Source organism: Mesorhizobium sp. YR577 (genome assembly GCF_900116595.1).
Lineage (GTDB): Bacteria > Pseudomonadota > Alphaproteobacteria > Rhizobiales > Rhizobiaceae > Mesorhizobium_M.
On sequence record NZ_FPBI01000022.1, the window covers coordinates 36,629 to 62,490 of the forward strand.

Here is a 25,862-nt window from a genome sequence, read left to right on the forward strand (position 1 = left end):
TTATGCGTTGCCAAATGTCTCGAAGAGCACGCCGGCCAGCGCGTCCTTGGCGGACGTGCCCGACCAGACAACGAACTGGAACGCCTGGAAATAGCATTCGCAAGCTTCCAGCGCCGAGGAGAGGAGAATCTCGACCTGCTGGCTGGTCGGCTCGACCCCACCGGCAAGCAGCAAGGACTGGCGGAACATGATCGCGCCTTCCTGCTCCCAGAGATCGAAATGGCCGAAAAGCATCTGCTCGTTGATCAGCGACAGAAGCCGCATGATTTCGAGCGTGCGCGTCTCCGGCACCTTGATGTCGAAGGCGCAGGCCAGATGCAGCGCCTCGAAGTCCTCCATCCAGGAGAATGAGATATGGTAGTCCGTCCAGGTGCCGACGACGGAGATGGCGATCTCGTCATCGCCCGTGCGTTCGAACGACCATTCATTGTTGTGCGCGACCTGCTCGATGACATCCACCGGGTGGATTTCACGTGCGTATTCCAGCTCGACAAGTTCCATAAAATGCTTCCTGACGTTCTGGGAGCGCTATTCCCGCACTCCGCGGAAAGGCACACGCGAACAATCTTAATCTCGAACACGGTCGGCAGGATTTGGTCTGCTACGCACACTGGGACCGGGTCCCCACCACCCGGCGCATGACCCCGTTACGAATCATGCAACAAATTCAGTGTATTGATGCAGAGTCGCGTGAACAGCCCCTTTTTTGCGGCAAGGGGCACAAGGGTGTGGAAAGCCGCTCGCACAAAGATTCATCGAAGACCGATAAGCGATTCAGCCGAAAGCGCTTTTTCGGATCGGGCTTTGTGGAAAAGGTTAACGAAATATTTTCAATTATTTTTTGGGAGCGGCCTTCGTGGACCGTTTTGCCGGCGCTTCTTCGGCTGCTGCCTGGCTTTGACCCGGCGTCTTGGCCAATTTGGCTTCGAGCTCAGCGACTCGCCCGGTGAGCTTTTCGTTCTCGGCGCGAAGCTTCAGCGTCATTTCGCGCAGTGCCTCGAACTCCTCGCGCTGCACCACATCCATGGAATTGAGGATGCGCTCGGCCTGTCCCTTGAAGGCGGTCTCGACCTCGCGGCGCACGCCTTGCGCAGCACCTGCAGCGTCCGTCACCAGCTTGGCGAATTCGTCGAGAATGCGGTTCGGTCCGGTCGACATGGCAAACCCTCTTGGTTGAAGTTTTGACGTAGTGCCGCGCGACCGCGAATGCAAGATCGTTGCTCAGAGCATCGGACCGAAAAGTGGAATCCGGTTTTCGGAATAGTCCGATGCTCATTCAAAGTGCTAGATCGCCGTGCGTCCGAATGGACGCACGGCGATCTGGCCTGCGACTTGATGCCGTCAATAACAGTTATTAAATTCGGCAGACAATGAAAGGATCAGCCCATGGCCATAAGCGCAGATCTCGGCGGACCGCTCGAGGAATTCGTCAACAAGCTGGTGACCAGCGGCCGCTACAATTCGAAGAGCGAAGTGCTGCGTGAGGGCGTGCGCCTCATTCAGGAGCGCGAGACGAAACTCGCCGCACTCGATGCAGCCATCGCCCGCGGGATAGCTGATGCGGAGGCCGGGCGAGTGATCCCGATCGATGAGGCATTTGAGCGGCTAGAAGCGAAATACAAGGCGCAGATAACCGACCGTAAAGCGTGAACGAAGCGCGACTACAACGCCTTCCCCGAAAGCTGACCCCTATCACGTTTGAGTTGATCCCTCCCCTGCCTTGACCCGGCCAAAAGCCTGCATCATGGTCCGCGCCGAACCGCCGCCCGACCCGGGAGTTTTTCTTGAGCGACTATCTTGCCTTGCCTCTGGCTGCCCTGCCCTTCCCCAACATCGATCCGGTCATCGTCCAGATCGGGCCGCTGGCGATCCACTGGTATGGCGTTGCCTATATCGTCGGCATCCTGTTTGCGTGGTGGTACGGCAAGCGGCTGGTGACCACGCCGAGCCTCTGGAACAACGGCAATCTGCCGATGAAGCCGGAAGACCTTGACGATTTCCTCGTCTGGGCGGCAGTCGGCGTCGTGCTGGGCGGCCGTGTCGGCTACATCCTGTTTTACGATCTGGCGCGCTATATCCAGAACCCGCTCGACATCTTCAAGGTCTGGCAGGGCGGCATGTCGTTCCACGGCGGTTTCACCGGCACGACGCTGGCGATGATCCTGTTTGCCCGCAAGCGCGGCATTCCAGTCTGGACCATGTTCGACGTGGTCGCCGCCGGCGTACCTGTCGCGCTCGGGCTGGTGCGCGTCACCAACTTCATCAATTCCGAACTGTGGGGCAGACTGACCAACGTCCCCTGGGCGTTCGAGTTTCCCACAGGCGGCCCGTTCACGCGCCATCCGAGCCAGCTCTATGAGGCGGGACTTGAAGGTCTCGTCCTGTTCTGCGTGCTGCGCATCCTCACCCATACGCTTTTCAAACTGAAGAGGCCGGGCTTCGTCGCCGGCGCCTTCGTCGCCGGCTATGGGCTGTCGCGCATCTTCGTCGAATTCTTCCGCGAGCCGGACGCGCAGCTCGGCTACCTCTTCGGCGGCTGGTTGACGATGGGCATGGTTCTGTCCGTGCCGATGGTCCTGCTCGGTGTCTGGGCCATGGTCACGGCCAAGCCCACGCCTGAGCCGAAGGCCGCATGACTGCGCTCAAGCAGCGCATCAAAAGGCTGATCGCCGCCAACGGGCCGATTTCGGTTGCCGATTACATGGCGCTTTGCCTGTTCGATCCCGAAGACGGCTATTACACCAACCGCGAGCCCTTTGGCGTCGCTGGCGATTTCACGACCGCGCCTGAAATCAGCCAGATGTTCGGCGAACTCGTCGCCGTCTGGCTGCATACGGCATGGCAGGCAACCGGGCGGCCCCTACCCGTCACGATCGCCGAGATCGGGCCGGGGCGGGGCACCCTGATGAAGGACATATTGCGCACGCTGTTGAAGCTCGACCCTTCACTCGTTGCCCAAGCCTCCTTCGCCATGATCGAAACCAGCCCCCGGCTGGTTGAGATACAAAAGAAAACGTTGACCGGGACGCAGGCCCGCATCGACTGGCATCAGTCCATCGAGACCCTGCCGGCAAACCCGCTGATCATCGTCGGCAACGAGCTTTTCGACGCTATCCCGATCCGCCAGTTCGTGCGCACCAGCGGAAAGTGGCGGGAGCGCATGGTCGGCCTGAGCGAAGCCGGCGAGCTTCATTTCCTCGCCGGCGCTGCTTCGCTCGACCCGTCCCTGCTGCCGGGCAACGCCGCCACCGCTTCAGACGGCGCCATCGCCGAGCTTGCGCCGGCGCGAACCGCGCTGATGGACGCAATCGCCGACCGGATAGCCACACATGGCGGAGCTGGTCTGTTCATCGACTACGGCCATCTCGAGCCCGGCATTGGCGACACGCTGCAGGCGCTGCGAAAGCATCAATACGAGGATGTACTGGCAAGCCCCGGCCATGCCGACATCACGTCCCATGTCGATTTTTCAGCACTTGCTGCAACCGCGCGGGGAAAGCGGCTCGACGCCCATCTCATGACCCAGGGTCACTTCCTCCTGGAGATGGGCTTGCTGGAACGTGCTGGCCATTTGGGGGCAGCTATGGACGCCGCCGGCCAGGAAAAAATCCGGGGGCAAGTCGAGCGTCTCGCAGGCCCTTCCGCCATGGGCGACCTGTTCAAAGTGCTGGCGATTTTGCCTTCGGGAACAGCCGTTTCGCCCTTTCCCGATGCGGATTGACTCGGCCAATCCCCTGCCTCACTGTCCCGTCCGCACCATTGCAAGCGAGGCTCGCCTGGCGAAGTTTCGCCTTGACGGAATGGGTTTCGCGAAGAACAAGGCGGCATATGTCAGATCAAATCACGCTGAACCCGATCCGTTCCGCCCTGCTCGGCGAAGCTGAAACCAAAGGCATCAGGCACGGTTACTTCACCCGTGTCGGCGGCGTCTCCAACGGCATCTATGAAGGCCTCAACATCGGCTCGGGCTCCAATGACGATCAGTCGCTGGTGCGCGAGAATCGCCGACGTGTGGCCGCCTGGATGGGCGTCGATGTCGATTCGCTGCTAAGCGCACACCAGATCCATTCGCCCGACGTGATCGTGGCGCGCGAGCCGTTTTCCGGTGCACGGCCGAAAGCTGACGCAATCGTTACCGACCGCCCACGCATCGCCATCGGCGCGACCACCGCCGATTGCGGGCCGGTGCTGTTTGCCGATGCCGAGGCGAAGGTGATCGGTGCTGCCCATGCCGGCTGGAAAGGCGCTTTCACCGGAGTGCTCGAAAACACCATCACCGCCATGGAAGGTCTGGGCGCCAAGCGCGAGCGTATCGTCGCCGTGCTGGGCCCCTCGATCGGTCCCGACAACTACGAGGTCGGCCCCGAATTCGTCGCGCGCTTCGTGGAAGTCGACGGCGAAAATGCGCGTTACTTCGCACCGTCGAAAACGCCCGGCCACGCCATGTTCGACCTCAATCTCTACACGGTCGATCGCTTGCTAAAGGCAGGGGTCAACGCCGAAAGCCTCGACCGCTGCACCTATGCCGAAGAAGACCTGTTCTATTCCTATCGCCGCTCCACCCACCGCAAGGAAGCGGATTATGGCCGGCAGATATCGGCAATCATTCTGGAGGACATCTGATGGCGCTGCATTTCGAACGCTCCGAGTTTGACGCCCGCCGCGACCGGCTGGTCATCGAGATGGCGGAGAAGAAGCTCGACGCGATCCTGATGTTCGCGCAGGAAAGCATGTACTGGCTGACCGGTTACGACACCTTCGGCTTCTGCTTCTTCCAGTGCCTCGTCATGAAGGCCGACGGCTCGATGGTTCTGCTGACGCGCTCGGCCGATCTGCGCCAGGCCAGGCACACCTCGACCATCGAGAACATCGTCTTGTGGACGGACCGCGATGGCGCGAACCCGACGCTCGACCTTCGCAACCTGCTGAACGACCTGGACCTTCTCGGTGCCCGCATCGGCATCGAATATGACACGCATGGCCTTACCGCCTACAATGGCCGCCGGCTGGACGAACAGCTCCAGACCTTCGGCCAGATCGTCGACGCCTCGGGCATCATCAGCCGGCTGCGCCTGTTCAAGAGCCCGGCCGAAATCAAGAAGGCCGAAAAGGCCGCCAATCTCGCCGACGACGCGCTCGATGCCGGCTTGAAGCTCATCAAGCAGGGTGCGGACGAAGGTGCGATCCTTGCCGCCATGCAGGGCGCGATCTTCGAAGGCGGCGGCGATTATCCCGCCAACGAATTCATCATCGGCTCGGGCTCCGACGCGCTGCTCTGCCGCTACAAGGCCGGCCGCCGCAAGCTCAACAAGAACGACCAGCTGACACTGGAATGGGCCGGCGTCTTCCACCATTACCACGCTGCCATGATGCGCACCGTGCTGACCGGCAAGGTTTCCAAACGCCATCAGGAACTGTTCGACGCTTCCCGCGACGCGCTCATCGCCGTGGAAAAGGCGATGACGCCCGGCAACACTTTCGGCGATGTCTTCGACGCCCACGCCAAAGTCATGGAAGCACATGGCCTGACCAAGCACCGGCTCAACGCCTGCGGCTATTCGCTCGGCGCGCGCTTCACTCCGTCCTGGATGGACATGCCGATGTTCTACCAGGGCAATCCCGAACCGATCGCGCCCAACATGACGCTGTTTGCCCATATGATCATCATGGATTCAGAAACCGAAACCGCGATGACGCTCGGGCGTACCTACCTGACGACGGATTCCCAACCGAAGCCGCTTTCGCGCCATGATCTCGACTTGATCGTGAAGTGAATCCGCTGGTGAAGATGGTTGCGCGTATATCGCCGGGGAGTTCGAGAACAATGAGGCGATTGCCGGCAAGCGCTCTGTCCCTGCTCGCAGTCGCCGCGCTGACCGCCTGCACCAGCACGCAGGATGTTCTTGAGCCGTCGGCAATATCTGCCCAGCAACAGCAGGGCGCAACCGCGGGCCAGCCTTCCCCGACCGGAACGACCACGCCTCAGCCGTCGTCGCCGACGGCGCCGTCCCCCGCGCCGGCAGGTACCACTGCGGCCATCCCCACCAACGCCCGCATCCAGATTGCGCCGATCGTCGGCGCAAGCGTCGAGGCCGCGACCCCGCTGACCGAACGGCTGGCAAGCCGTGCCCGCCAACGGGGCATCCGCCTTGCCGGCGGGTCGGACGGATCGGCGACTCATATCCTCAAGGGTTATTTCTCGGCGCTTACAGAGGGCAAGGAAACGACCGTGGTCTATGTCTGGGACGTATACGATCCCGCAGGCACGAGGCTGCACCGCATCAACGGCCAGCAGAAGGTTCAGGTGACGGGGGGCGACGGCTGGTCGTCGGTTCCGGCAACCGCCATGCAGGCCATCGCCGACACGACGGTCGATCAATTGGCCACGTGGCTGGCCGGCTCCACGGGGTGATCCTGTTGCGATGAAGCACCGTTTCTTTGGAATATCCGACGAAATAATCCGACGCCGCTTGCAATAGCGGCGCAGCCCGCTAAAAGCCCGATGAAATCCTTCACCAGGAACGGTGCATGAAACTCTTCGCAGGCAATTCCAATCGGGTCCTGGCTGAGGCGGTCGCCCGCTATTTGAACGTGCCGATCGGCAAGGCGAGCGTTCGGCGCTTCGCCGACCAGGAAATCTTCGTCGAAATCCAGGAGAATGTGCGCGGCGAGGATGTGTTCATCCTGCAGTCGACCTCCTTCCCCACCAACGATCATCTGATGGAACTTCTCATCATGATCGACGCGTTCATGCGCTCCTCGGCGCGGCGCATCACGGCGGTCATTCCCTATTTCGGCTACGCAAGACAGGATCGCCGTGCATCGGGCCGCACGCCGATCTCGGCCAAGCTCGTCGCCAACATGATCGCACGTGCCGGCGCCAACCGCGTCCTGACGCTCGATCTTCATGCCGGCCAGATCCAGGGCTTCTTCGACATCCCGACCGATAACCTCTTCGCCGTGCCGGTCATGGCGCGCGACGTGAAGGCCAAGTACAAGCAGCTCAACAACGTCATGGTCGTCTCGCCGGACGTTGGCGGCGTGGTTCGCGCCCGCGCGCTGGCCAAGCGCATCGATGCCCAGCTCGCCATCGTCGACAAGCGCCGCGAGCGCCCGGGCGAATCCGAAGTCATGAACGTCATCGGCGACGTGCGCGGCAAGGACTGCCTGCTGATCGACGACATCGTCGATTCGGGCGGCACGCTCTGCAACGCGGCCGACGCGTTGCTGGCCAATGGCGCGACCAGCGTCACCGCCTACATCACCCACGGCGTGCTCTCGGGTGGTGCTGCTGCCCGCATTGCCGGCTCGAAGCTCCAGGAACTGGTCATCACCGATTCGATCCAGCCGACCTCGACCATCGATGCCGCGCAGAACATCCGCGTCGTCTCGATCGGCGATCTCATCGGCGAAGCAATTTCGCGCACGGCAACGGAAGAATCGGTTTCCAGCCTGTTCGATTGAGTTTCGGCAACGATTTCCCGAAACCTGATTTCGGGAAATCGATTCAGGAACAGGCAGATAGGCTGTCGTCCTGATTCTATTGTGACGGATGAGGCTTCGGCTCTCGAGCCCTACACAAGCGTCCACACCATCCCGGCCAGTGCCGCCGCAACCAGCACAGCGATCATGTTGGCATGCCATCTGATCAGCGCGACGCCTGCGGCAATTGCGATGACGCCTGCAGCTATATCCAGTGACGAAAAATCCGGCACCGGCAGCGTGAACGGTCCAACCTTCCATTCGCCGACATGGCCGAACAGCACATGCAGCGAAAACCACACTGCCAGATTGGCGATGATGCCGACGACCGCAGCGGTGACCGCACTGAGCGCGCCGGCAAGCCAGCGGATGTTGCGCACGGTCTCGACAAATGGCGCACCGACAAAAATCCACAGGAAGCACGGCACGAAGGTGAACCACAGGGTGACCAGCGCACCTTCCAGCCCACCAATCAGCGGCTCGAAACCGGAAAGGCGCGCGCCGCCGAGAAAGCCGACGAACACCAGCACCAAAATGAGAGGCCCCGGCGTGGTCTCGGCAAGGCCGAGCCCGGTCAGCATCTCGTCTGGCTTCAGCCAGCCATGAACCTCCACGGCCTGCTGCGCGACATAGGCCAGCACCGCATAGGCACCACCGAAAGTGACGGCCGCCATCTTCGAAAAGAACAGCGACTCTGCTGCAAAGACATTCGCCCCGCCGAGCGTTATGTGCAGAACCGCCAGCGGCACTAACCAGATCGCCAGCCAGACGGACAGCGTCATCAGGAAACGACGCCAGCTTGGCCGCGTCCAGTCCGGCATGACGGCAACGGGAATAGATGCTTCCTGCTCATCATCAGGAATTGGCTGTCTGGCAGTGAAAAAATGGCCCACCGCTCCGCACAGCGCCGCAACCGCGATGATCACCGGAAACGGCGCCTTCAGAAAGGCGATGGCGACAAATGCCGCCACGGCCAGCGCGACCATGAAACCGCCCTTCAGCGCCCGCTTCGAAACCTTGATCAGCGCCTCCAGAACGACCGCCAGCACGGCAGCCTTCAACCCGAACAGCAGGCCCTGAACCAGCGGCACGTCGCCAACCGTCATATAGATCGCCGACAGCAGCGTGATGACGACGGCCCCCGGCAGCACGAACAGCAGCCCGGCGACCAGCCCGCCGCGAACCCCATGCAGCAGCCAGCCCGAATAGGTTGCAAGCTGCATCGCCTCCGGCCCCGGCAGGAGCATGCAGTAGTTCAGCGCATGCAGAAATCGCGGCTCGTCGAGCCAGCGCTTTTCGTCGACCAGTATCCGGTGCATCAGCGCGATCTGCCCGGCAGGCCCACCGAATGACAGCAGGCCGATCTTGGCAAAAACCTTCGTCGCTTCGGCGAAGGTCGGCGCTGGCAACTCGAAATCCAGCTCCGACACGACTGCGTTCTCAACCATCGTCATGCTGCCGCCGGCCAGTTGTGGCGCTCGTCGGCTGCATGCCTGCACCAGCCATACATTGCATCATAGATGACCATGCCTTTTTCCAGCTGCCGCAGATCATCCTGCTCGGTTGCTGAAAGTCCAAGCGAGACCGCCAGGAGACCCGCCGCCTGTGGCTCGATATCCAGCCGGGCCGTGTCCGCACCGCGCACTATCCGCGCCAGATGGAGAAGCGGCGCATCGGAAAGGCCGAACTCCGCAATGAGCGTGTCGAATGTGCAGCCCTCCCCGCGATGCGAATAATGGACATCCTGGATATCATAAGGAATCGCTCCGATTTCTTCGGCGACATCCTTCACCCATTCCGCTGCAACAAAATGAAAAACCGCGAATGGATCGATAAACCGCCGGATAAGCCAAGGACAGCCTATACGGTCGATCTTTGGCCGCTCCCGCGTCACCCAGACGCTTGGTCCGGCGGCAACATCGATACCGGTCCCGGCGCGGGCGACCAGAACGCCCCCGGCCTCTTCATAAGCGTCAATGCCGCCGTCAAGGATCGCGACGTCGGCCCCGGCACGGGCAAGCCCTGCAGCCGCTATCTCGCTGACATTGTGCCCATGCGTGCAATAGACGACGATCTGCTTTCCGTCGTGAAACTCCGGCGACCATTCCGCGATCTTCATATGATCGCGCCATACCGCCGCCGCTATGCGCGTCGGCGACTCCTTGAAAACGGACTCGCGGCGCACATCGACGACATGCGGAAACCGGTCGGTTCCGATCAAGGCGATAAGGTCTTGGGCTGAAATTCTTCGTGGCATGGTATCCTCCGCATGCAGCAGCGAAGGCGGAGCTTGGGCATTGCGCCTCAAACGGGGAGTCCACCATGCCCCCGGTAAATCGACATTATTCCCACTTTGGCATCGCTTCAACCGGATTATCGTCTTTCGATCGATTGCACGCCACGACTTGCTGCTTTCGCCAAGAGGCTTTAGGGGAGGGTTCGAAAAGATTTGCGAACCGCGCGGCCTGTCGTTGACCAGAAGCCTGTCACCGCCGCGCTTACGATGAAAGCCTGACTTGATGACCGACTTTGAACTGATGGCGCCCGCGCTGGCTGCCGCACTCGCATCGCGTGGATACGAGACCCTCACCCCCGTCCAGCGCGCCATGCTGACCCCGGAGGCGCGCGACGCCGATCTTCTGGTGTCGGCGCAGACCGGCTCCGGCAAGACGGTTGCCTTCGGCATCGCGATTGCCCCGACGCTGCTCGAAGGGCGCGAACGCTTTGGCGCCGCCGGCCTGCCACTTGCCTTGATCGTCGCGCCGACGCGCGAACTGGCCTTGCAGGTTCGCCGCGAGCTCGAGTGGCTCTATCGCGAAACCGGTGCCCGCATCGGCTCCTGCGTCGGCGGCATGGACATGCGCACTGAGCGACGGGCCCTGGCAGACGGCGCGCACATCGTCGTCGGAACACCCGGCCGCCTGCGCGACCACATCACGCGCGGCTCGCTGGATATCTCCGAGCTTCGCGCCGTCGTGCTCGACGAGGCCGACGAAATGCTCGATCTCGGCTTCCGCGACGATCTCGAATTCATTCTCGCCGCCGCTCCGGCTGAACGCCGCACGCTTCTGTTCTCGGCAACCGTTCCAAACCAGATCGCGCAGCTTGCCAAGCGCTTCCAGCGCGACGCCCATCGCATCACCGCTGAGGGCGAAAGCGACCAGCACAGCGACATCGAATACCAGCAGATCCTGGTGGCCGCCGCCGATCGCGAAAACGCCATCATCAACACGCTGCTGTTCTTCGATTCCCAGAACACCATCGTCTTCTGCCACACACGCGAAGCCGTGAAGCACCTAACCAGCCGCCTTTCCAATCGCGGCTTTGCCGTGGTTTCGCTGTCGGGCGAACTCAGCCAGGCCGAACGCACCAACGCGCTGCAGTCAATGCGCGACGGCAGGGCGCGCGTCTGCGTGGCGACCGACGTCGCGGCGCGCGGCATCGACCTGCCCAATCTCGGCCTGGTCATTCATGCCGATCTGCCAACCAACCCCGACACGCTCCTCCACCGCAGCGGCCGCACCGGGCGCGCCGGCCGCAAGGGCATCTGCACGCTGATCGTGCCGCTTCACCGCCGCGGCGCTGCCAGCCGCGTGCTGAAACTGGCGAAGTTAACGGCGCGCACCGTGCCCGCACCGACCGCCAGCGACATCGAGCGTCACAATCGCGAGCAAATCCTTGAAGACCCGGCACTTTCGGTCGCTCCGACCGAGGATGAGGTCGCTTTCGTCGCAGAGCTGATGAAGGCACACGGCGCCGAAAACATCGCTGCCGCCTATCTGCGGCTGCAGCTTGCCGCGCGCCCTGCCCCTGAAGAGCTGATGGACGCGCCGACGCACTTTGCCGAGCGCGCACCGCGTGGCGAAGGCCGTGGCGATGCCGCCCCGCGCGACCGCAGCGACTTCGACAATGGCGTCTGGTTCCGCGTCACCGTCGGCCGCAAGCATCGTGCCGAGCCGCGCTGGCTGCTGCCGATGATCTGCAAGGCCGGCCACATCACCAAGCGTGCGGTCGGCTCGATCAAGATCAACGACACCGACAGCCATTTCGAGATCGCCGGCGACAAGGCAAATAGCTTCTGGGCGGCGGTCAAGGAGACCGGCACCGGCGAAAAGGGCGTGACGATCCAGAAGATTGACGGCAAGGCCCCTGCCCCCGAAGCTGCAGCCGCCCCTTCCTGGAACAACGAGAAGAAGGGCAAGTTCAAGCCCAACAAATCCAAGCCCAGAACCGAGGGTTTTTCAGGCGAGCCGCCGCACAAGAAGCCGAAGAAGAAGTTCAACAAGGCAAAACCCGCCTGAGAACGGCGATTTCGCGCCAAACCTTGCGCTTAGATGTACCTTCGGCTATAGAGCCGCCACCCGCGTAGACACCCTTGGAGGCAACGCGGGCGAGGGCCGCGAAATTCGCGGCTTTCGACATTTTCGGCACCCGCCGTCGCGGTATCCGGAGATGCTCCATAACACGAAAGGAAATGCCATGAGCCACGATACTTATGAGCTCAAGGCCGAAGCTCGCGAACAGGTCGGTAAGGGGTCCGCCCGTGCAGTTCGCCGCAACGGTAAAGTGCCTGCAGTTATTTACGGCGACAAGCAGCCTCCCCTGGCGATCGCCCTGTCCTACAAGGACATCTACTACAAGATCCACGGCGGCGGTTTCAAAACCACCATCGCGACGATCGACCTTGACGGCAAGAAGATTCAGGTCCTGCCGAAGGATTACCAGCTCGACCCGGTCCGCGATTTCCCCATGCATGTGGATTTCCTGCGCGTCGGCAAGAACACCGAAGTCAACGTCAACGTTCCGGTTCACTTCACCAATGAAGAGAAGTCGCCCGGCATCAAGCGCGGCGGCGTTCTCAACATCGTTCGCCATGACGTGGAATTCCACTGCCCGGCCAATGCGATCCCGGAATTCATCGAAGTCGACCTCACCGGTCTCGACATCGGCGATTCGGTTCACATCTCGGCCATCAAGCTGCCCAAGGACGTGAAGCCGGTCATCTCCGATCGCGACTTCACCATCGCGACCGTTGCCGCACCTGCTGGCCTCAAGAGCGAAGACAACGCAGCTGAAGCCGCGGCCGAGACCCCGGCCGAGACCGAGGCTGAAACCGAAGAGTAATCTTCGAGGCTCCGGAGGGCCGCATCGATGCTGCTTTTTGCAGGTCTCGGCAATCCGGGTGCCAAATATGCCAACAACCGGCATAATGTCGGCTTCATGGCGGCGGAGGCAATCGCCCGCCGCCATGATTTTTCGCCCTGGTCGAAGAAATTCCAGGGCCTGATCGCCGAAGGCAAGCTCGACGGCGAAAAAGTCATCCTCCTGAAGCCCCAGACCTTCATGAACCTGTCCGGCCAGTCAGTCGGCGAGGCGCTACGCTTCTACAAGCTCCAGCCTTCTGATCTCACCGTCTTCTACGACGAGTTGGACCTTGTTTCCGGCAAGGTGCGGGTGAAGACCGGCGGCGGCGCTGGCGGCCACAACGGCATCCGCTCGATCGACCAGCACATCGCCAGGGATTACCGCCGCGTGCGCATCGGCATCGGCCATCCGGGCGTCAAGGAAATGGTGCACAACCATGTGCTCGGCGACTTCGCCAAAGCCGACAGCGAATGGCTGGACGTGCTTCTGGACTCAATAGCGGACAACGCCCCTTTGCTCATCAAGGGCGACGAAAGCGGCTTCATGAACCGCATCACGCTGGCACTGCGCGACAAGCTGCAGCCGACCGGCGCAGAAGACGCGCCGCCGCCGAAGGCACCAAAGGCCCAAAGCCACATCAGGCAAGCCCGCAAGCCGCAGGCTCCGGTTGCAAAAATTCCCGAAAGCGGCCCGATGGCCGCCATGCTGAAGAAGTTGTTCGGCGGCAAAGAGTGACTTTGCCCGGCTACGCACCGGCAGTCACTTCTGCATAGCGTTCAAACGGCGCGATGGCCTGATTTCTTGAAGCAATCTCCCATTATCGCTATATTTCTCACGAACCTCGTGTTTTCGTGAGATTTGAGCCATGAAAAACTTGACCATATCGCTGAAAGAAGAGCTGCTGCAGGACACCAGAGTGAACGCAGCCAAGGCTGGCAAGAGCATGTCGCAATATGTCGCCGACTTGCTGGAGCGGGAAACCTCCCAGGAAACCACCAAAGCAGACGAGATAAAGCGCCGGCTGGAGGCTTTGCAGCGTGTCTTCGACGGGCCTAAGTGGGATATAACCGAAAACGGACGTATGCCCACCGCCGAAGAACGCAATGCCCGCCGCTAGGACATTTATCGACAGCACGACATTTCTGTATTCGATCCAGCTCAGGGAAATAGAAGAACGCGAACGCGCCAGGAACTGGTTGGTGTCGTTGACCAGGGCAGACGCGGGAGTGACCAACCTGCAGGCCCTAAACGAAGTCACCAGCGTACTTACTCGAAAGGCTGGGAAATTCGATCACGCCGACCCATTCGATCAAGTCGACAGTTTTGCCGATTTCGGCTCAACAGCTATAGGACTAGCCACTGTAGTCGAGGCACGGCGCATCTGTCAGCGCTACCATTTCTCCTGGTGGGACTGCCTTCTCCTCGCCTCAGCGCTCGAACTGGGCTGCAAATACTTCCTTTCCGAGGATTTGAAGGACGGTCAGGTCATCGAAGGCTTGACGATCATCGACCCTTTCGCCCATAGCCCTGAGCAAATCTTGGTTTCTCGATAAGGCTTTATCATCATGGGTTTCAAATGCGGCATCGTCGGTCTGCCCAACGTAGGCAAATCGACGCTTTTCAACGCGCTCACGCGCACGGCTGCAGCACAGGCCGCCAACTACCCCTTCTGCACCATCGAGCCGAATACCGGCGAAGTGGCCGTGCCCGATCCGCGCCTGAAGAAGATCGCCGACGCCGCGAAGTCGAAGGAGATCATCCCGACCCGCATCTCCTTCGTCGACATCGCCGGCCTCGTGCGCGGCGCCTCGAAGGGCGAAGGCCTTGGCAACCAGTTCCTCGCCAACATCCGCGAGGTCGACGCCATCGTGCATGTGCTGCGCTGCTTCGAGGATGACGACATCACCCATGTCGAGGGCCGCATCGACCCGGTCGCCGACGCCGAGACCGTCGAAACCGAGCTCATGCTCGCCGACCTCGAAAGCCTCGAGCGCCGCATCGTCCAGTTCCGCAAGCGCGCCGGCAGCAAGGACAAGGAAGCGCTGACCATCCTGCCGATGATGGAGCAGGCGCTTGCCTTGCTGCAGGAAGGCAAGCCCGCGCGCATGCTGCTCAAGGGCATCGCGGCGGAAGACCTCGCCATCCTGCAGGGCCTCAACCTCCTGACCTCGCACCCCGTCCTCTATGTCTGCAACGTCTCGGAAGCCGAGGCTGCGACCGGCAACGAGCACACGAAGGCCGTGGAGAAGATGGCAGCCGCGCAAGGTGCCGGCACCGTCGTTATCTCGGCAGCGATCGAGGCCGAAGTCGCCCAGCTTCCCGACGAAGAAGCTCAGGAGTTCCTCGCCGATCTCGGCCTCGAGGAACCCGGCCTGGATAAGCTTATCCGCGCCGGCTACGACCTCCTGCACCTGATCACCTATTTCACCGCCGGCCCCAAGGAAACGCGCGCCTGGACCATCCAGAAGGGCACCAAGGCGCCGCAGGCCGCCGGCGTCATCCACACGGACTTCGAACGCGGCTTCATTCGCGCCCAGACCATCGCCTACAATGATTTCGTCACGCTTGGCGGCGAAGTGCCGGCCAAGGAAGCCGGCAAGGCCCGCGACGAAGGCAAGGAATATGTCGTGCAGGACGGCGACGTTCTGATGTTCAAGTTCAACACCTGATCGCAGCGATGTAACGCCGATACCCAATTCTTGACGCATTGAACGCCGAGGTCTACGGCGTTCACTTAAACCAAGCGTCGGCTTCTAACGCGCTTTCTCTCAAGAAACGGAGCCCAGCGATGATCAAGGCCTTTGTCCTCGACAATGATCGCCTGCGCCCCGTGGACGATCTCGAGGCGAACAAGGATGCGGTGATCTGGGCCGATCTCGTTGTCCCCACCAAGGAAGAAGAGGTGGAAGTCGAGAAGTGGCTCGGCGTTGGCGTACCGACGCGCGAGGAGATGGAGGAGATCGAGATTTCCTCGCGCCTCTACATCGAGAACGGCGCCTACTTCATGACCGCCACGCTGCCGGCGAAGACGGATGAGGATCATCCCATCATGTCGCCAGTGACCTTCGTGCTGTCGGGCAAACGACTGATCACCATTCGCTACCACGAACCACGTGCGTTCCAGACCTTTCCCTTGCGGGCCGAAAAAGTCACCATGGGCTGCACCAATGGCGAGACCATCCTCGTCAGTCTGCTCGAAGCGATCGTCGACCGCCTTGCAGACGTTCTGGAGCGTATCGGCCACGACATCGACACCATTTCGCATGGCATCTTCCAGTCATCCGAAAAGAACGCCTCCAAGCGCGACCACGACTTCAAGAAGGTGCTGCAGGCCATCGGCCGCAAGGAGGAACTGACCTCCAACATCCGCGAAAGCCTGATGACGCTTCAGCGGCTCTCAGGGTTTCTCGGCAATGTCACCATGCAGGCCAAGAGCAAGGATGTGCGCGCCCGTGTCAAAACGCTGTCGCGGGACGTCTCGTCACTGACCGACCACGCCTCGTTCCTGTCCAACAAGATCACCTTCCTGCTCGACGCCACGCTGGGCATGATCAACATCGAGCAGAACGGCATCATCAAGATCTTCTCGGTGGCTGCCGTGGTCTTCCTGCCGCCGACGCTCGTCGCCTCCATATACGGCATGAATTTCGACATCATGCCCGAACTGAAATGGCTTCTCGGCTATCCCTTTGCGCTTTGCCTGATGGTCCTGTCGGCCATCCTGCCCTACCTCTATTTCAAGCGGCGCGGCTGGCTGTAACAACCGTAAGGCACCTGTGGCGCCACGCCCGGCCTTGCCGGGGGTGACGAGAATTGGCACTATGAAAGTTCAAGCCTGAACAGGATTGCGGCATGACCACCAAGAAATGGGCCTATGAGGATTTCCCCGAAGGCGGCTCGATCGACCTCGGCACGAAAATTGTCACCGCAGCCGAGATCATAGAATTCGCCGGCGAATTCGACCCTCAGCCGATGCACCTTGATGAGGAAGCAGGCAAGGCGAGCATTCTCGGTGGCCTTTCCGCCTCCGGCTGGCACACCTGCGCGATGTTCATGCGCATGATGTGCGATGCCTTCCTGCTCGACTCCACCTCGCAAGGCGCGCCCGGCATTGAATATGCCCGCTGGAAGAAGCCGGTGCTGGCCGGCGACACGCTGACCGGCCGCAGCTCCGTCCTTGCCAAGCGGCTATCGAAATCGCGGCCGACGCTCGGCTTCGTCACCTGCCGTCACGAACTCTTCAACCAGAAGGGCGAAAGCGTGATCGAACTGGAAAACACCGGGATGTTCCTGACGCGTGAGGGCACGGCATGACGCTGGACGAATTCCTCGGCATCGGCACCACGGTCACGCTCGGCTCGCACAGATTCGAGCCCGAAGCCATCAAGGCTTTTGCCGCCAAGTACGACCCGCAGCCTTTTCACATGGATGAGAAGAAGGCCGAGAACAGCGTGTTCGGCAGGCTCTGCGCCTCCGGCTGGCACACCACCGCGACCTGGATGCGCTACAATCTTGAACAGCAGGCGCTGGCAGACGGTAAATGGGACGGCCCCGGCCCTAAGCCGGAATTCGGCCCCTCACCCGGCTTTAAGAACCTGAAATGGCTGAAGCCGGTCTATGCCGGCGAAACAGTAACCTTCACCCGCACCGGCTTGAGCCATAGGCCGGTCGCCAGCCGTCCCGGATGGCGGCTCGTGACCATACGCGCCGACGCCTTCGATTCGACCGGCGACAAGGTTCTTGAGTTCGAAAGCGCGGTTCTGGTGAAGGCGGATTGAGAACTATTTAGGGCTCGGCGCTGCCGCGACCTTCTCCCCAATCGTATATAGCGCGGCCCACCCCACTCCGTCTCGGCTTCGCCGAGCCACCTCTCCCCCTAAAAAGGGGAGAGGAAGGGTGCCAAGCCTTGCGGCCGGCGTTTCCTCTCCCCCCGTCGATCGGGGGAGAGGTGGCTCGGCGAAGCCGAGACGGAGTGGGGGTCGAACTCTATTTGCAATCGGGATGAGCGGCAGCGCCAACCTCCCAAAGCCTCAATGCCCGTCGAATGAGACCAGCGTCCTCACCGGCACGTCCAGCGCCTCCAGCTTTGCCCGGCCGCCGAGTTCCGGCAGGTCGATGACGAAGCAGGCAGCGACGATGTCGGCGCCCATCTGGCGCAGCAGCTTCACCGCGCCCTCAGCCGTGCCACCGGTGGCAATCAGGTCGTCGACGAGGATAACCTTCTCACCGGCCGTGACGGCGTCCTTGTGCATCTCCATCTCGTCCAGCCCGTATTCCAGGCTGTAGGCCACCCGCACGGTCTCGTGCGGCAGCTTTCCCTTCTTGCGGATCGGAATGAAGCCTGACGAGAGTTGGTGCGCCATCGCCCCGCCAAGGATGAAGCCGCGCGCCTCGATCCCGGCGATCTTGTCGATCTTCGAGCCGGCATAGGGGTGCACCAGCTCGTCTATGGCGCGCCGGAAAGCCCGCGCATTGCCGAGCAGCGTGGTGATGTCGCGAAACATGATGCCCGGCTTGGGATAGTCCGGAATGTTGCGGATCGCGGAGATCAAGGTTTCTTCGAGGGAGGATTTCATGAGATTGTTCCGTTGAGGCTTAGAGCATCGGACCGAAAAGTGGTTACCGGTTTTCGGAATATTCCGATCCTCATTCAAAGTGCTTGATCGTCCTTTGTGCGTCCGAACGGACGCACGGCGATCTAGTTGTGCGACCGTGCGGACAAAAAGAAAAGGGCGCTCTCAGCGCCCTCTTCCAGATTTGATTTTGCCGTGACCACGCTTAGTGGGCGACGCCCGACCAGACCTTGCGCTTGGTCAGGTAGACCAGCGCTCCGAACAGCAGCAGGAAGGCCATGACTCGGAAGCCGGTCTGCTTGCGCGCTTCCAGATGCGGCTCGGCGGCCCACATCAGGAAGGCGGAAACGTCGCGCGAATACTGGTCGACCGTCTGCGGCGCGCCATCGTCATAGGTGACCTGGTCATCCGAGATCGGCTTGGCCATGGCCAGCGACTTGCCGGCAATGAAATATGGGTTGTAGTGCGTGCCCTCGGCAATCTGCATTCCCGCAGGCGGCTGCTCGTCAAAGCCCGTCAGCAGTGCGTGAATATAGTCCGGGCCGGCTTCGGCATACTGCGTGAATATGTCGAAGATGAAGGTCGGGAACCCACGCTCCACGCCGCGCGCCTTGGCGATCAGCGAGAAGTCCGGCGGTGCAGCACCACCGTTTGCAGCGGCAGCCGCAGCGTGGTTCGGGAACGGCGAAGGGAAGTGATCGCTGGGGATCGCCTTGCGCGTGAACATCTCGCCATCGGCGTTGGGGCCGTCCTGCACTTCGTATTCGGCAGCGAAAGCCTTCACCTGGGCCTCGGAATAACCGAGATCTTCCAGCGTGCGGAAAGCCACCAGCTCCATCGAATGACAGGCCGAGCAGACTTCCTTGTAGACCTTCAGGCCGCGCTGGAGCTGGGCCTTGTCGTAGGTACCGAACGGACCTGCGAACGACCACTTTTCCTGCGTAGGCTTGTGGATCGGGAAATGGGTCGGCTCAGCCTCGTTGTGGCCTTCCTCGGCGGCGATGGCGGCACCGAAAGCGCCGGCAACGACCAGTCCGAACACAGCCAATCCAGTGAGAATCTTTTTCATGCGAACATTCCTCTCAAGATTCTCGCTCAGCCCTTGGTTTCCGGCGATGCCGCAGCACCCGCAGGGTGACCCGAGCCGGACTTGTTCTTCTCAAGCACCGCTTCGGTGATCGAGTTCGGCAACCGCCGCGGCGTCTCGATCAGGCCGAGAACCGGCATGATGACGAGGAAGAACGCGAAGTAGTAAAGCGTCGAGGCCTGGGCCAGTGCCACATAGGTGCCTTCCGCGGGGCGCGAACCGAGCCAGCCGAGGAAGATGGCATTGGCAACGAACAGCCAGAAGAACAGCTTGTACCATGGGCGATAGACGGCCGAACGAACCTTCGACGTATCCAGCCACGGCACGAAGAACAGGACCGCGATGGCGCCGAACATGGCCAGCACGCCGCCGAGCTTCGAGTCGATCGGACCGATGTTGAAGGTGATGGCGCGCAGGATCGCGTAGAATGGCAAGTAGTACCATTCAGGCACGATATGGGCCGGCGTCTTCAGCGAGTCGGCAACGATGTAGTTGTCGGGGTGGCCGAGATAGTTCGGGATGTAGAAGACGAAGTAGGCGAACACGGCGAGGAACACGACCATGCCGAACGCATCCTTGATGGTCGCATAGGGCGTGAAGGCCACGGTGTCGGTCTTCGACTTGATCTCGATGCCGGTCGGGTTGGTCTGGCCGACCACATGCAGCGCCCAGATATGAAGAATGACGACGCCGGCGATCATGAAGGGCAGCAGGTAGTGCAGCGCAAAGAAGCGATTCAGCGTCGGATTGTCGACGGCGAAGCCACCAAGCAGAAGCTGCTGGATCCACTCGCCCACCAGCGGAATGGCGGTGAAGAAGCCGGTGATGACGGTGGCGCCCCAGAAGGACATCTGGCCCCAAGGCAGCACGTAGCCCATGAAACCGGTCGCCATCATCAGGAGGTAAATGATGCAGCCGAGAATCCAGAGCAGCTCACGCGGCGCCTTGTACGAGCCGTAGTAGAGGCCGCGCATGATGTGGATGTAGACCGCAATGAAGAACATCGAAGCGCCATTGGAATGCAGGTAGCGCAACAGCCAGCCCGAATTCACGTCACGCATGATCTTTTCGACCGACTGGAAAGCCAGCGTCGTGTCTGCCGCATAGTGCATGGCCAGCACAATGCCGGTCAGGATCTGCGCGCCCAGCATCAGCGAAAGGATGCCGCCGAAGGTGTAGGCATAGTTCAGGTTACGCGGAACCGGAAAAGAGACGAACGAATCATGGATGAGGCGCGGCAATGGCATGCGCGCGTCGAACCAGCGTTCGATGCCTGTTTTTGGCGAATAGGTCGAGTGTCCACCGCTCATGGATTAAGTTCCCTCTGCCTTAGCCGATCCGGATCGAAGTGTCGGAAATGAACGAGAATACCGGGATCGCCATGTTCTCAGGCGCCGGTCCTTTGCGAATGCGCCCGGCCGTATCGTATGCCGAGCCGTGGCACGGGCAGAACCAGCCGCCATATTCACCCTGCTCGCCGAGCGGGATGCAGCCAAGATGGGTGCAGACCTGAACCATCACCATCCAGGCTTCCTTGCCCGGCACGGTGCGGTTCGCGTCGGTCGCGGGCGCGTCGCTGGCCAGATTGGCGTTGCGCGCAAGCGGGTCCTTGAGGTCGCTAAGGCTGACGGCCTCGGCATCCTTCATTTCTTTTTCCGTGCGGTTGCGGATAGCCACCGGCTTGCCGCGCCACTTGACCGTCAGCGACATGCCCGGCGTCAGCGACGAAACGTCGACCTCGACCGAGGAGGCTGCAAGCGTCGAGGCGTCGGGGCGCATCTGATCGATGAACGGCCAGGCGACCGCACCAGCGCCAACGACGCCGGCCATGCCGGTCGCCACATAAAGAAAATCACGACGGGTTGGGTCGATCGTGTCGTTTGCGCTCACGAGATATGATCCTTTCGCCTTACCCACGCCGGCGGTCGAGCCATGTCCCCGCTCACTGTCGACAGCCCGCAACCGCATAGCGGAGCAGGCTGACGAATTCCTCCGGCATTTGGCACTCGGTTTATGCGCGAAGCCGGCTCTTGTCCAGACGGGACAAGGGGTCAGGGCAGATTGTCGCGGGTGGCTGTGGAGAGTCTATCAACAAGGTAGAAAACGGCACTCCCCGCCCGCCTCCTCGACATGCAGCAACGCTCCAGAGTATCGTCGCCGCCATGGTGACCGTGATCGATCGCGATGGCTGGGCCGAATCGCCGACCTTGTGGCACGGCGAGTTGCCGGGTACCGCATGCGGCTCACCGGTTTCGATAATCTTCAACAGCTCGGAAACGATCGGCAGCGGGCCAAGGCTGCACCGGCATCCTTATGCCGAAACCTTCATCATCCGGTCCGGCCGCGCCCGCTTCACGGTCGGTGACCAGCAGATCGAAGCACGGGCCGGCATGGTCCTTGTCGCACCGGCCAACACGCCGCACAAATTCGAAAACATCGGTCCCGACCTGCTGGAAACGATCGACATTCACGCCAGCGATAGTTTCATCACCGAATGGCTTGAATGAGCGCGCTCACATCGCCCCGAGCCTGACCAGCACTTCCTTCGGAATGGCGAGATCGCGGATCACGTCGTCATGGCGGCGCAGGCCGCAAAGCTCGCGCTGGATGAAATAGGCATGCACGGCCCGCGCCGCCGCTTTCAGCAGCTTCGGTCTCGTTGCCTCGTCGCCCTGGTGATCGCGCAGCAGCGCCAGCGCCTCCTCGGCGCGCTGTCCGGCGCGGCCGAGCGATACGGCCATTTCCGCCAGCATCTCGTGCTCGAGCACGTTGAAGCCTGTTTCCTGCGATGGATGCGAATACTTGCCGGGTGGACGAAGCGACATGACCGCCTACTCCGCGGCGAGCCGATCGGCCAGGAAGCCGCCCGACTGGCGCTTCCACAGCTGCGCATAAAGCCCGTCCCTGGCGATCAGCGCTTCATGCGTGCCTTCCTCGACAATCTTGCCATCATCCAGCACGATCAGACGATCAAGTGCTGCGATGGTGGAAAGCCGGTGAGCGATGGCGATGACGGTCTTGCCCTCCATCATCCGGTAGAGATTGTCCTGGATCGCCGCCTCGACTTCCGAATCGAGCGCCGAGGTCGCCTCGTCGAGAATGAGGATCGGCGCGTCCTTCAGCATCATGCGCGCGATGGCCACGCGCTGGCGCTGGCCGCCCGAGAGTTTTACGCCGCGCTCGCCGACATGGGCATCGTAGCCGCGCCTGTCCTTTGGATCGGAGACATCGACGATGAACTCATGCGCCGCCGCCCGCTCGGCGGCCTCCTCGATCTCGGCCTGCGTCGCCCCTTCGCGGCCATAGCCGATATTGTCGCGGATCGAGCGATGCATCAGCATCGCCTCCTGGCTGACCACGCCGAACTGCGCGCGCAGCGAGCCTTGCGTGACCGAGCGCAAATCATGCCCGTCGATAAGGATGCGGCCTTGCTCGACGTCGAACAGCCGCAGCGCCAGATTGACGATGGTCGTCTTGCCCGCCCCCGACGGGCCGATCAGCGCCACGCGCTCGCCCGGCCTGATATGCAGGTTCAGGTTTTCGATGACGCCGCCACCCTTGCCGTAATGGAAGGAGACGTTCTCGAAACGGATATCGCCCTTGGCGCGCGGCATGACGAGGGCATCCGCCGCATCCCGGATCGCCGGGCGCACCGAGATCGTGCGGGTGGCATCCTGCACGGTGGCGTAATTGCGGATCAGGCCGCTGATATTGAACATGATCCAGCCGGACATCTGGTTCAGCCGGAAGACAAGGCCGAGCGAGGCAGCGATGGCGCCGGTGGAAATGCCGCCACCGGTCCATTTGTAGATGCAGATCGCCGCCACCGATCCCATCATGAAGCCGTTCAGTATGGCGATCGAGCTGCGCACCAGCGTCACCGACCGCGTCAGCCGAACAACGGCGACCAGAAACCGCTCCAACCCGTCGCGGACATAGGCATGTTCGCGCCGCCCGCTGTCGAAGAGCTTCACCGCCATGATGTTGGTGAAGGCATCGACCAGCCTGCCGTTGAAGATCGAACGCTCGTCGGCCGTCGCGCGGCCGGCGCGGCGCATCTCAGGCAGTAGAAAATAGACGATCGCTCCATACAAAATGAACCAGACCGTCACCACAACGCCCATCAGCGGATCGACGGTTATCAAGATCGTCGTCGTCAGGATCATGAAGGTCAGGAACGCCCACATGGTCTGGAGCACGTTGACGATAAAATCGCCGACGGCCTCGCCGCCCTGCATGATCTTGGTCGCGATGCGCCCGGCAAAATCATTCTGGTAGAAATCGTAGGGCTGCTCGATGACGCGGCGGAATGCCTGCCAGCGCACCATCGAGAAAAACCCAGGCACGACCATCTGCTGCTCGACGATCGCGCCGCCGATCATCACCACGCTGCGCACCACCAGAAGCAGCGCCATGAGCCCCACCAGTTCCGGCCAGTGATCGGTCAGCAATGCCTGCGGGCTCGTTTTGTCGAGAAGGTCGATCAGCCAGCCGACGGACCAGTAGAGCGCGGCGTCGACCGCCCCACTCAGGCCGCCGACGATCAGGAGCAGGATGAACGGTCCCTTGGCCTGGCTGGCGAAATAAAGGATGAAGCGCCATGCATTGGCCGGCAGCACCTCGCGGTCGGTGTCCTGGAACGGATCGATCCAGCCTTCCAGCCTGCGCCACAGCCTGTCGCTAAAACCGCCGTCTTTCATTCGGCCGGCCTCGTCGCTTCGATCTGGTCTTCATGGAACAGGAAGCCGCCCGACTGGCGCTTCCACAGCCGCGCATAAAGCCCATCCATCTCGACCAGCTCATCATGCGTGCCCTGCTCGACGATGCGTCCGTCATCGAGCACCACCAGCCGGTCGAGGGCTGCGATGGTAGAGAGGCGGTGCGCAATGGCGATGACGGTCTTGTTCTGCATCAGCGCATGGAGATTTTCCTGGATCGCCGCTTCGACATCCGAATCGAGCGCCGACGTCGCTTCATCCAGCACCAATATAGGCGCGTCCTTCAGGAAAACACGGGCAATGGCGATGCGCTGGCGCTGGCCGCCCGACAGCTTCACGCCGCGCTCGCCGGCATAGGCGTCGTAGCCGGAGCGCTCATTGTTGTCGCGCAGCCGGCCGATGAACCCATGCGCCTCGGCCTTTCGTGCTGCCGCGATCACCTCGGCCTCGGTCGCGTCCGGCTTGCCGAGCTTGATATTGTCGCGCAGCGAGCGATGGAAAAGTGCGGTATCCTGGCTGACGACGCCGATATTGGCGCGCAGCGAATTCTGCGTCACCGTCGAGACATCCTGCCCGTCGATCAGGATCCTGCCGCCTTCGAGGTCGTAGAGCCGCAGCATCAGATTGACGAGCGTCGTCTTGCCGGCGCCGGACGGCCCGACCAGCCCAACCTTTTCGCCCGGCTTGACGACAAGATCGATGCCCTCGAGCACGCCGCCACCCTTGCCGTAGTGGAAGACGACATTCTCCGCGCGGATTTCGCCGCCCTTGACCACCAGGTCCTTCGCACCGGGCTTGTCGGTCAGCCCCAGCGGCTGCGAGATCAGCGCCTTGGAGTTTTCCAGCACGCCGAGATTTCGCAGGATGCCGTTGAGCTGCATCATCAGCCGCAGCAGCAGCATGTTGAGACGCAACACGAGGCTGAGCGTGAAGGCGACCGCACCGACCGTGATCGTGCCCTCGACCCACAGAAACACGGCAAAGCAGGCGATCGCCGTGATCATCACACCCGACAGCGCGGTCATGCTGATGCGCAGGCCGGTCAGCTTGCGCATGAACGGCCGCTGCGTCTCGACATAGATGTCGAAGCCGTTGCGGATGTAGCGGTCGTCGCCATCGGCGGCGAACAGCTTCAGCGTCAGCACATTGGAATAGGAATCGACGATCCGGCCATTGATCATCGAACCGGCCTCGGCCGTCGCCTCGGCATGCTTGCGTATCGACGGCAGGTAATGGCGGGCGACGAAGCCAAACGCCACGATCCAGATCACCACCAGCCCCGCCATCCTGAGATCGAGGCTGGCCACCAGCGCCAGCGTGGTGATCGTATAGATGATCATGAACCACACGACCTCGATGAAGCTTTCCATCAGGTCGCCCGTCGCCTGCCCCGCCTGCCACACCTTGGTGGCGATGCGGCCAGCGAAATCGTTCTGGAAAAACGCATAGGACTGGCGCGAGACATGGCGATGCGCCTGCCAGCGCACGAGATTGTAGAATCCCGGCGTGATGGTCTGCTCATCGATCAGGTCGGACAGCGCCTCGACGATCGTCCTCAGCACTAGGACGGTGACCAGCATGAACAGCAGCTGCATGCCGGCAGCGTCCCAGAGCCCCTGCCAGCTTCTGTTGCCAGACGCCTGATCGAGAATATCGACAAGGTGCCCGACAAAGTAGAAAAGCCCCGCTTCGACGAGCGGGGCTATTCCACCGATAACCAGCATGGCGAAGAAGGCGAGCTTTGCCTGGCCGACATAGTGCCAGATAAAGCCCCACACCGTCTCGGGTGGCCGAAGGCTCCGGGGCTCCCGAAACGGGTTCACCCAGCCTTCGAACATCTCATAGACGGCGCGCATG

Annotated in this window: 28 protein-coding genes; 17 read left to right on the forward strand and 11 right to left on the reverse strand. The window is 61.6% G+C overall.

Annotated features, from left to right (window positions below; all coding sequences use genetic code 11):
- A complete protein-coding gene (locus BM413_RS25435) occupies nt 1-501 on the reverse strand; it encodes a type III secretion system chaperone family protein (RefSeq protein WP_091917660.1) in 501 nt (166 codons plus the stop codon).
- 333 nt (nt 502-834) lie between these two features.
- Nucleotides 835-1,158 carry an accessory factor UbiK family protein gene (locus BM413_RS25440; protein ID WP_091917661.1) on the reverse strand — a complete coding sequence of 108 codons (324 nt, stop codon included), beginning with the start codon at nt 1,156-1,158 and terminating at the stop codon, nt 835-837.
- Nucleotides 1,159-1,386: 228 nt separating this feature from the next.
- Between BM413_RS25440 and BM413_RS25445 the strand changes: the two genes are divergently transcribed.
- The 7 genes from BM413_RS25445 (at nt 1,387) to BM413_RS25475 (ending at nt 7,464) form a co-directional block, all read left to right on the forward strand.
- Nucleotides 1,387-1,650 (forward strand): type II toxin-antitoxin system ParD family antitoxin, encoded by a 264-nt coding sequence (locus BM413_RS25445; RefSeq protein ID WP_091917662.1) that lies wholly within the window; start codon nt 1,387-1,389, stop codon nt 1,648-1,650.
- 134 nt (nt 1,651-1,784) lie between these two features.
- Entirely contained in the window at nt 1,785-2,636 is an 852-nt protein-coding gene (gene lgt / locus BM413_RS25450; protein ID WP_091917663.1) for a prolipoprotein diacylglyceryl transferase, read from the forward strand.
- Nucleotides 2,633-3,721 carry a class I SAM-dependent methyltransferase gene (locus tag BM413_RS25455; RefSeq protein WP_091917664.1) on the forward strand — a complete coding sequence of 363 codons (1,089 nt, stop codon included), beginning with the start codon at nt 2,633-2,635 and terminating at the stop codon, nt 3,719-3,721. Before lgt ends, BM413_RS25455 begins: the two co-directional genes overlap by 4 nt.
- 107 nt (nt 3,722-3,828) lie before the next feature.
- On the forward strand, nt 3,829-4,623 hold the full coding sequence (gene pgeF / locus BM413_RS25460; protein ID WP_091917665.1) for a peptidoglycan editing factor PgeF: 795 nt from the start codon (nt 3,829-3,831) through the stop codon (nt 4,621-4,623).
- Complete coding sequence (locus BM413_RS25465) at nt 4,623-5,774, forward strand: M24 family metallopeptidase (RefSeq protein ID WP_091917666.1); 1,152 nt, start codon at nt 4,623-4,625, stop codon at nt 5,772-5,774. The genes pgeF and BM413_RS25465 overlap by 1 nt, the downstream gene beginning before the upstream one ends.
- 50 nt (nt 5,775-5,824) lie before the next feature.
- The gene (locus tag BM413_RS25470) at nt 5,825-6,412 is read left to right on the forward strand and encodes a hypothetical protein (protein ID WP_091917667.1); all 588 of its coding nucleotides are present in this window, start codon (nt 5,825-5,827) and stop codon (nt 6,410-6,412) included.
- A gap of 116 nt (nt 6,413-6,528) precedes the next feature.
- A complete protein-coding gene (locus BM413_RS25475) occupies nt 6,529-7,464 on the forward strand; it encodes a ribose-phosphate pyrophosphokinase (protein ID WP_091917668.1) in 936 nt (311 codons plus the stop codon).
- 110 nt (nt 7,465-7,574) lie between these two features.
- On the opposite strand, the gene chrA is transcribed toward BM413_RS25475, so the two are convergent.
- Both chrA and BM413_RS25485 read right to left on the reverse strand, forming a co-directional pair.
- Nucleotides 7,575-8,936 (reverse strand): chromate efflux transporter, encoded by a 1,362-nt coding sequence (gene chrA, locus BM413_RS25480; RefSeq protein ID WP_091917669.1) that lies wholly within the window; start codon nt 8,934-8,936, stop codon nt 7,575-7,577.
- Entirely contained in the window at nt 8,933-9,739 is an 807-nt protein-coding gene (locus BM413_RS25485; RefSeq protein WP_091917670.1) for a chromate resistance protein ChrB domain-containing protein, read from the reverse strand. The genes chrA and BM413_RS25485 overlap by 4 nt, the downstream gene beginning before the upstream one ends.
- Before the next feature lie 262 nt (nt 9,740-10,001).
- Between BM413_RS25485 and BM413_RS25490 the strand changes: the two genes are divergently transcribed.
- The 9 genes from BM413_RS25490 (at nt 10,002) to BM413_RS25530 (ending at nt 17,405) form a co-directional block, all read left to right on the forward strand.
- Entirely contained in the window at nt 10,002-11,783 is a 1,782-nt protein-coding gene (locus tag BM413_RS25490) for a DEAD/DEAH box helicase (protein ID WP_091917671.1), read from the forward strand.
- A gap of 178 nt (nt 11,784-11,961) precedes the next feature.
- A complete protein-coding gene (locus BM413_RS25495; protein ID WP_091917672.1) occupies nt 11,962-12,606 on the forward strand; it encodes a 50S ribosomal protein L25/general stress protein Ctc in 645 nt (214 codons plus the stop codon).
- A gap of 27 nt (nt 12,607-12,633) precedes the next feature.
- Nucleotides 12,634-13,362, forward strand: coding sequence for an aminoacyl-tRNA hydrolase (pth, locus tag BM413_RS25500; RefSeq protein ID WP_091917673.1), 729 nt, complete (start codon nt 12,634-12,636; stop codon nt 13,360-13,362).
- Nucleotides 13,363-13,492: 130 nt separating this feature from the next.
- Nucleotides 13,493-13,744: a DUF6364 family protein gene (locus BM413_RS25505; RefSeq protein ID WP_091917674.1), complete on the forward strand. Its 252-nt coding sequence runs from the start codon at nt 13,493-13,495 to the stop codon at nt 13,742-13,744.
- Nucleotides 13,731-14,180: a PIN domain-containing protein gene (locus BM413_RS25510; RefSeq protein WP_091917675.1), complete on the forward strand. Its 450-nt coding sequence runs from the start codon at nt 13,731-13,733 to the stop codon at nt 14,178-14,180. Before BM413_RS25505 ends, BM413_RS25510 begins: the two co-directional genes overlap by 14 nt.
- 12 nt (nt 14,181-14,192) lie before the next feature.
- Nucleotides 14,193-15,296 carry a redox-regulated ATPase YchF gene (gene ychF / locus BM413_RS25515; RefSeq protein ID WP_091917676.1) on the forward strand — a complete coding sequence of 368 codons (1,104 nt, stop codon included), beginning with the start codon at nt 14,193-14,195 and terminating at the stop codon, nt 15,294-15,296.
- A 119-nt stretch (nt 15,297-15,415) separates the two neighbouring features.
- The gene (gene corA, locus BM413_RS25520) at nt 15,416-16,387 is read left to right on the forward strand and encodes a magnesium/cobalt transporter CorA (protein ID WP_091917677.1); all 972 of its coding nucleotides are present in this window, start codon (nt 15,416-15,418) and stop codon (nt 16,385-16,387) included.
- A gap of 92 nt (nt 16,388-16,479) precedes the next feature.
- Complete coding sequence (locus tag BM413_RS25525) at nt 16,480-16,941, forward strand: MaoC family dehydratase (protein ID WP_091917678.1); 462 nt, start codon at nt 16,480-16,482, stop codon at nt 16,939-16,941.
- Nucleotides 16,938-17,405, forward strand: a complete 468-nt coding sequence (locus BM413_RS25530; protein WP_091917679.1) for a MaoC family dehydratase — start codon at nt 16,938-16,940, stop codon at nt 17,403-17,405. The genes BM413_RS25525 and BM413_RS25530 overlap by 4 nt, the downstream gene beginning before the upstream one ends.
- Before the next feature lie 252 nt (nt 17,406-17,657).
- Here BM413_RS25530 and BM413_RS25535 read toward each other — a convergent pair whose 3' ends face one another.
- The 4 genes from BM413_RS25535 to petA form a co-directional block, all read right to left on the reverse strand.
- On the reverse strand, nt 17,658-18,203 hold the full coding sequence (locus tag BM413_RS25535) for an adenine phosphoribosyltransferase (protein ID WP_091917680.1): 546 nt from the start codon (nt 18,201-18,203) through the stop codon (nt 17,658-17,660).
- Nucleotides 18,204-18,405: 202 nt separating this feature from the next.
- The gene (locus BM413_RS25540; protein WP_091917681.1) at nt 18,406-19,269 is read right to left on the reverse strand and encodes a cytochrome c1; all 864 of its coding nucleotides are present in this window, start codon (nt 19,267-19,269) and stop codon (nt 18,406-18,408) included.
- Between the two features lie 26 nt (nt 19,270-19,295).
- A complete protein-coding gene (locus BM413_RS25545) occupies nt 19,296-20,597 on the reverse strand; it encodes a cytochrome b (RefSeq protein ID WP_091917682.1) in 1,302 nt (433 codons plus the stop codon).
- A gap of 19 nt (nt 20,598-20,616) precedes the next feature.
- Nucleotides 20,617-21,177 carry a ubiquinol-cytochrome c reductase iron-sulfur subunit gene (gene petA / locus BM413_RS25550; protein WP_091917713.1) on the reverse strand — a complete coding sequence of 187 codons (561 nt, stop codon included), beginning with the start codon at nt 21,175-21,177 and terminating at the stop codon, nt 20,617-20,619.
- A gap of 272 nt (nt 21,178-21,449) precedes the next feature.
- Between petA and BM413_RS25555 the strand changes: the two genes are divergently transcribed.
- Nucleotides 21,450-21,794 (forward strand): cupin domain-containing protein, encoded by a 345-nt coding sequence (locus BM413_RS25555; protein WP_091917683.1) that lies wholly within the window; start codon nt 21,450-21,452, stop codon nt 21,792-21,794.
- A gap of 6 nt (nt 21,795-21,800) precedes the next feature.
- Here BM413_RS25555 and BM413_RS25560 read toward each other — a convergent pair whose 3' ends face one another.
- Genes BM413_RS25560 through BM413_RS25570 form a run of 3 tightly spaced genes read right to left on the reverse strand, consistent with a single transcriptional unit; the run spans nt 21,801 to nt 25,861 of the window.
- Nucleotides 21,801-22,112, reverse strand: coding sequence for a DUF6665 family protein (locus BM413_RS25560; protein WP_091917684.1), 312 nt, complete (start codon nt 22,110-22,112; stop codon nt 21,801-21,803).
- A 6-nt stretch (nt 22,113-22,118) separates the two neighbouring features.
- On the reverse strand, nt 22,119-23,987 hold the full coding sequence (locus BM413_RS25565; RefSeq protein WP_091917685.1) for an ABC transporter ATP-binding protein: 1,869 nt from the start codon (nt 23,985-23,987) through the stop codon (nt 22,119-22,121).
- Nucleotides 23,984-25,861: an ABC transporter ATP-binding protein gene (locus BM413_RS25570; RefSeq protein WP_091917714.1), complete on the reverse strand. Its 1,878-nt coding sequence runs from the start codon at nt 25,859-25,861 to the stop codon at nt 23,984-23,986. Before BM413_RS25570 ends, BM413_RS25565 begins: the two co-directional genes overlap by 4 nt.
- Between the last annotated feature and the right edge of the window lies 1 nt (nt 25,862).

Bases quoted from the DNA above. Each gene is read 5' to 3' on its own strand.
- BM413_RS25435 (WP_091917660.1), bottom strand. From the start codon at position 501: ATGGAACTTGTCGAGCTGGAATACGCACGTGAAATCCACCCGGTGGAT.
- BM413_RS25440 (WP_091917661.1), bottom strand. From the start codon at position 1,158: ATGTCGACCGGACCGAACCGCATTCTCGACGAATTCGCCAAGCTGGTG.
- BM413_RS25445 (WP_091917662.1), top strand. From the start codon at position 1,387: ATGGCCATAAGCGCAGATCTCGGCGGACCGCTCGAGGAATTCGTCAAC.
- BM413_RS25455 (WP_091917664.1), top strand. From the start codon at position 2,633: ATGACTGCGCTCAAGCAGCGCATCAAAAGGCTGATCGCCGCCAACGGG.
- pgeF (WP_091917665.1), top strand. From the start codon at position 3,829: ATGTCAGATCAAATCACGCTGAACCCGATCCGTTCCGCCCTGCTCGGC.
- BM413_RS25465 (WP_091917666.1), top strand. From the start codon at position 4,623: ATGGCGCTGCATTTCGAACGCTCCGAGTTTGACGCCCGCCGCGACCGG.
- BM413_RS25470 (WP_091917667.1), top strand. From the start codon at position 5,825: ATGAGGCGATTGCCGGCAAGCGCTCTGTCCCTGCTCGCAGTCGCCGCG.
- BM413_RS25475 (WP_091917668.1), top strand. From the start codon at position 6,529: ATGAAACTCTTCGCAGGCAATTCCAATCGGGTCCTGGCTGAGGCGGTC.
- chrA (WP_091917669.1), bottom strand. From the start codon at position 8,936: ATGACGATGGTTGAGAACGCAGTCGTGTCGGAGCTGGATTTCGAGTTG.
- BM413_RS25485 (WP_091917670.1), bottom strand. From the start codon at position 9,739: ATGCCACGAAGAATTTCAGCCCAAGACCTTATCGCCTTGATCGGAACC.
- BM413_RS25490 (WP_091917671.1), top strand. From the start codon at position 10,002: ATGACCGACTTTGAACTGATGGCGCCCGCGCTGGCTGCCGCACTCGCA.
- BM413_RS25495 (WP_091917672.1), top strand. From the start codon at position 11,962: ATGAGCCACGATACTTATGAGCTCAAGGCCGAAGCTCGCGAACAGGTC.
- pth (WP_091917673.1), top strand. From the start codon at position 12,634: ATGCTGCTTTTTGCAGGTCTCGGCAATCCGGGTGCCAAATATGCCAAC.
- BM413_RS25505 (WP_091917674.1), top strand. From the start codon at position 13,493: ATGAAAAACTTGACCATATCGCTGAAAGAAGAGCTGCTGCAGGACACC.
- BM413_RS25510 (WP_091917675.1), top strand. From the start codon at position 13,731: ATGCCCGCCGCTAGGACATTTATCGACAGCACGACATTTCTGTATTCG.
- ychF (WP_091917676.1), top strand. From the start codon at position 14,193: ATGGGTTTCAAATGCGGCATCGTCGGTCTGCCCAACGTAGGCAAATCG.
- corA (WP_091917677.1), top strand. From the start codon at position 15,416: ATGATCAAGGCCTTTGTCCTCGACAATGATCGCCTGCGCCCCGTGGAC.
- BM413_RS25525 (WP_091917678.1), top strand. From the start codon at position 16,480: ATGACCACCAAGAAATGGGCCTATGAGGATTTCCCCGAAGGCGGCTCG.
- BM413_RS25530 (WP_091917679.1), top strand. From the start codon at position 16,938: ATGACGCTGGACGAATTCCTCGGCATCGGCACCACGGTCACGCTCGGC.
- BM413_RS25535 (WP_091917680.1), bottom strand. From the start codon at position 18,203: ATGAAATCCTCCCTCGAAGAAACCTTGATCTCCGCGATCCGCAACATT.
- BM413_RS25540 (WP_091917681.1), bottom strand. From the start codon at position 19,269: ATGAAAAAGATTCTCACTGGATTGGCTGTGTTCGGACTGGTCGTTGCC.
- BM413_RS25545 (WP_091917682.1), bottom strand. From the start codon at position 20,597: ATGAGCGGTGGACACTCGACCTATTCGCCAAAAACAGGCATCGAACGC.
- BM413_RS25555 (WP_091917683.1), top strand. From the start codon at position 21,450: ATGGTGACCGTGATCGATCGCGATGGCTGGGCCGAATCGCCGACCTTG.
- BM413_RS25560 (WP_091917684.1), bottom strand. From the start codon at position 22,112: ATGTCGCTTCGTCCACCCGGCAAGTATTCGCATCCATCGCAGGAAACA.
- BM413_RS25565 (WP_091917685.1), bottom strand. From the start codon at position 23,987: ATGAAAGACGGCGGTTTTAGCGACAGGCTGTGGCGCAGGCTGGAAGGC.
- BM413_RS25570 (WP_091917714.1), bottom strand. From the start codon at position 25,861: ATGCGCGCCGTCTATGAGATGTTCGAAGGCTGGGTGAACCCGTTTCGG.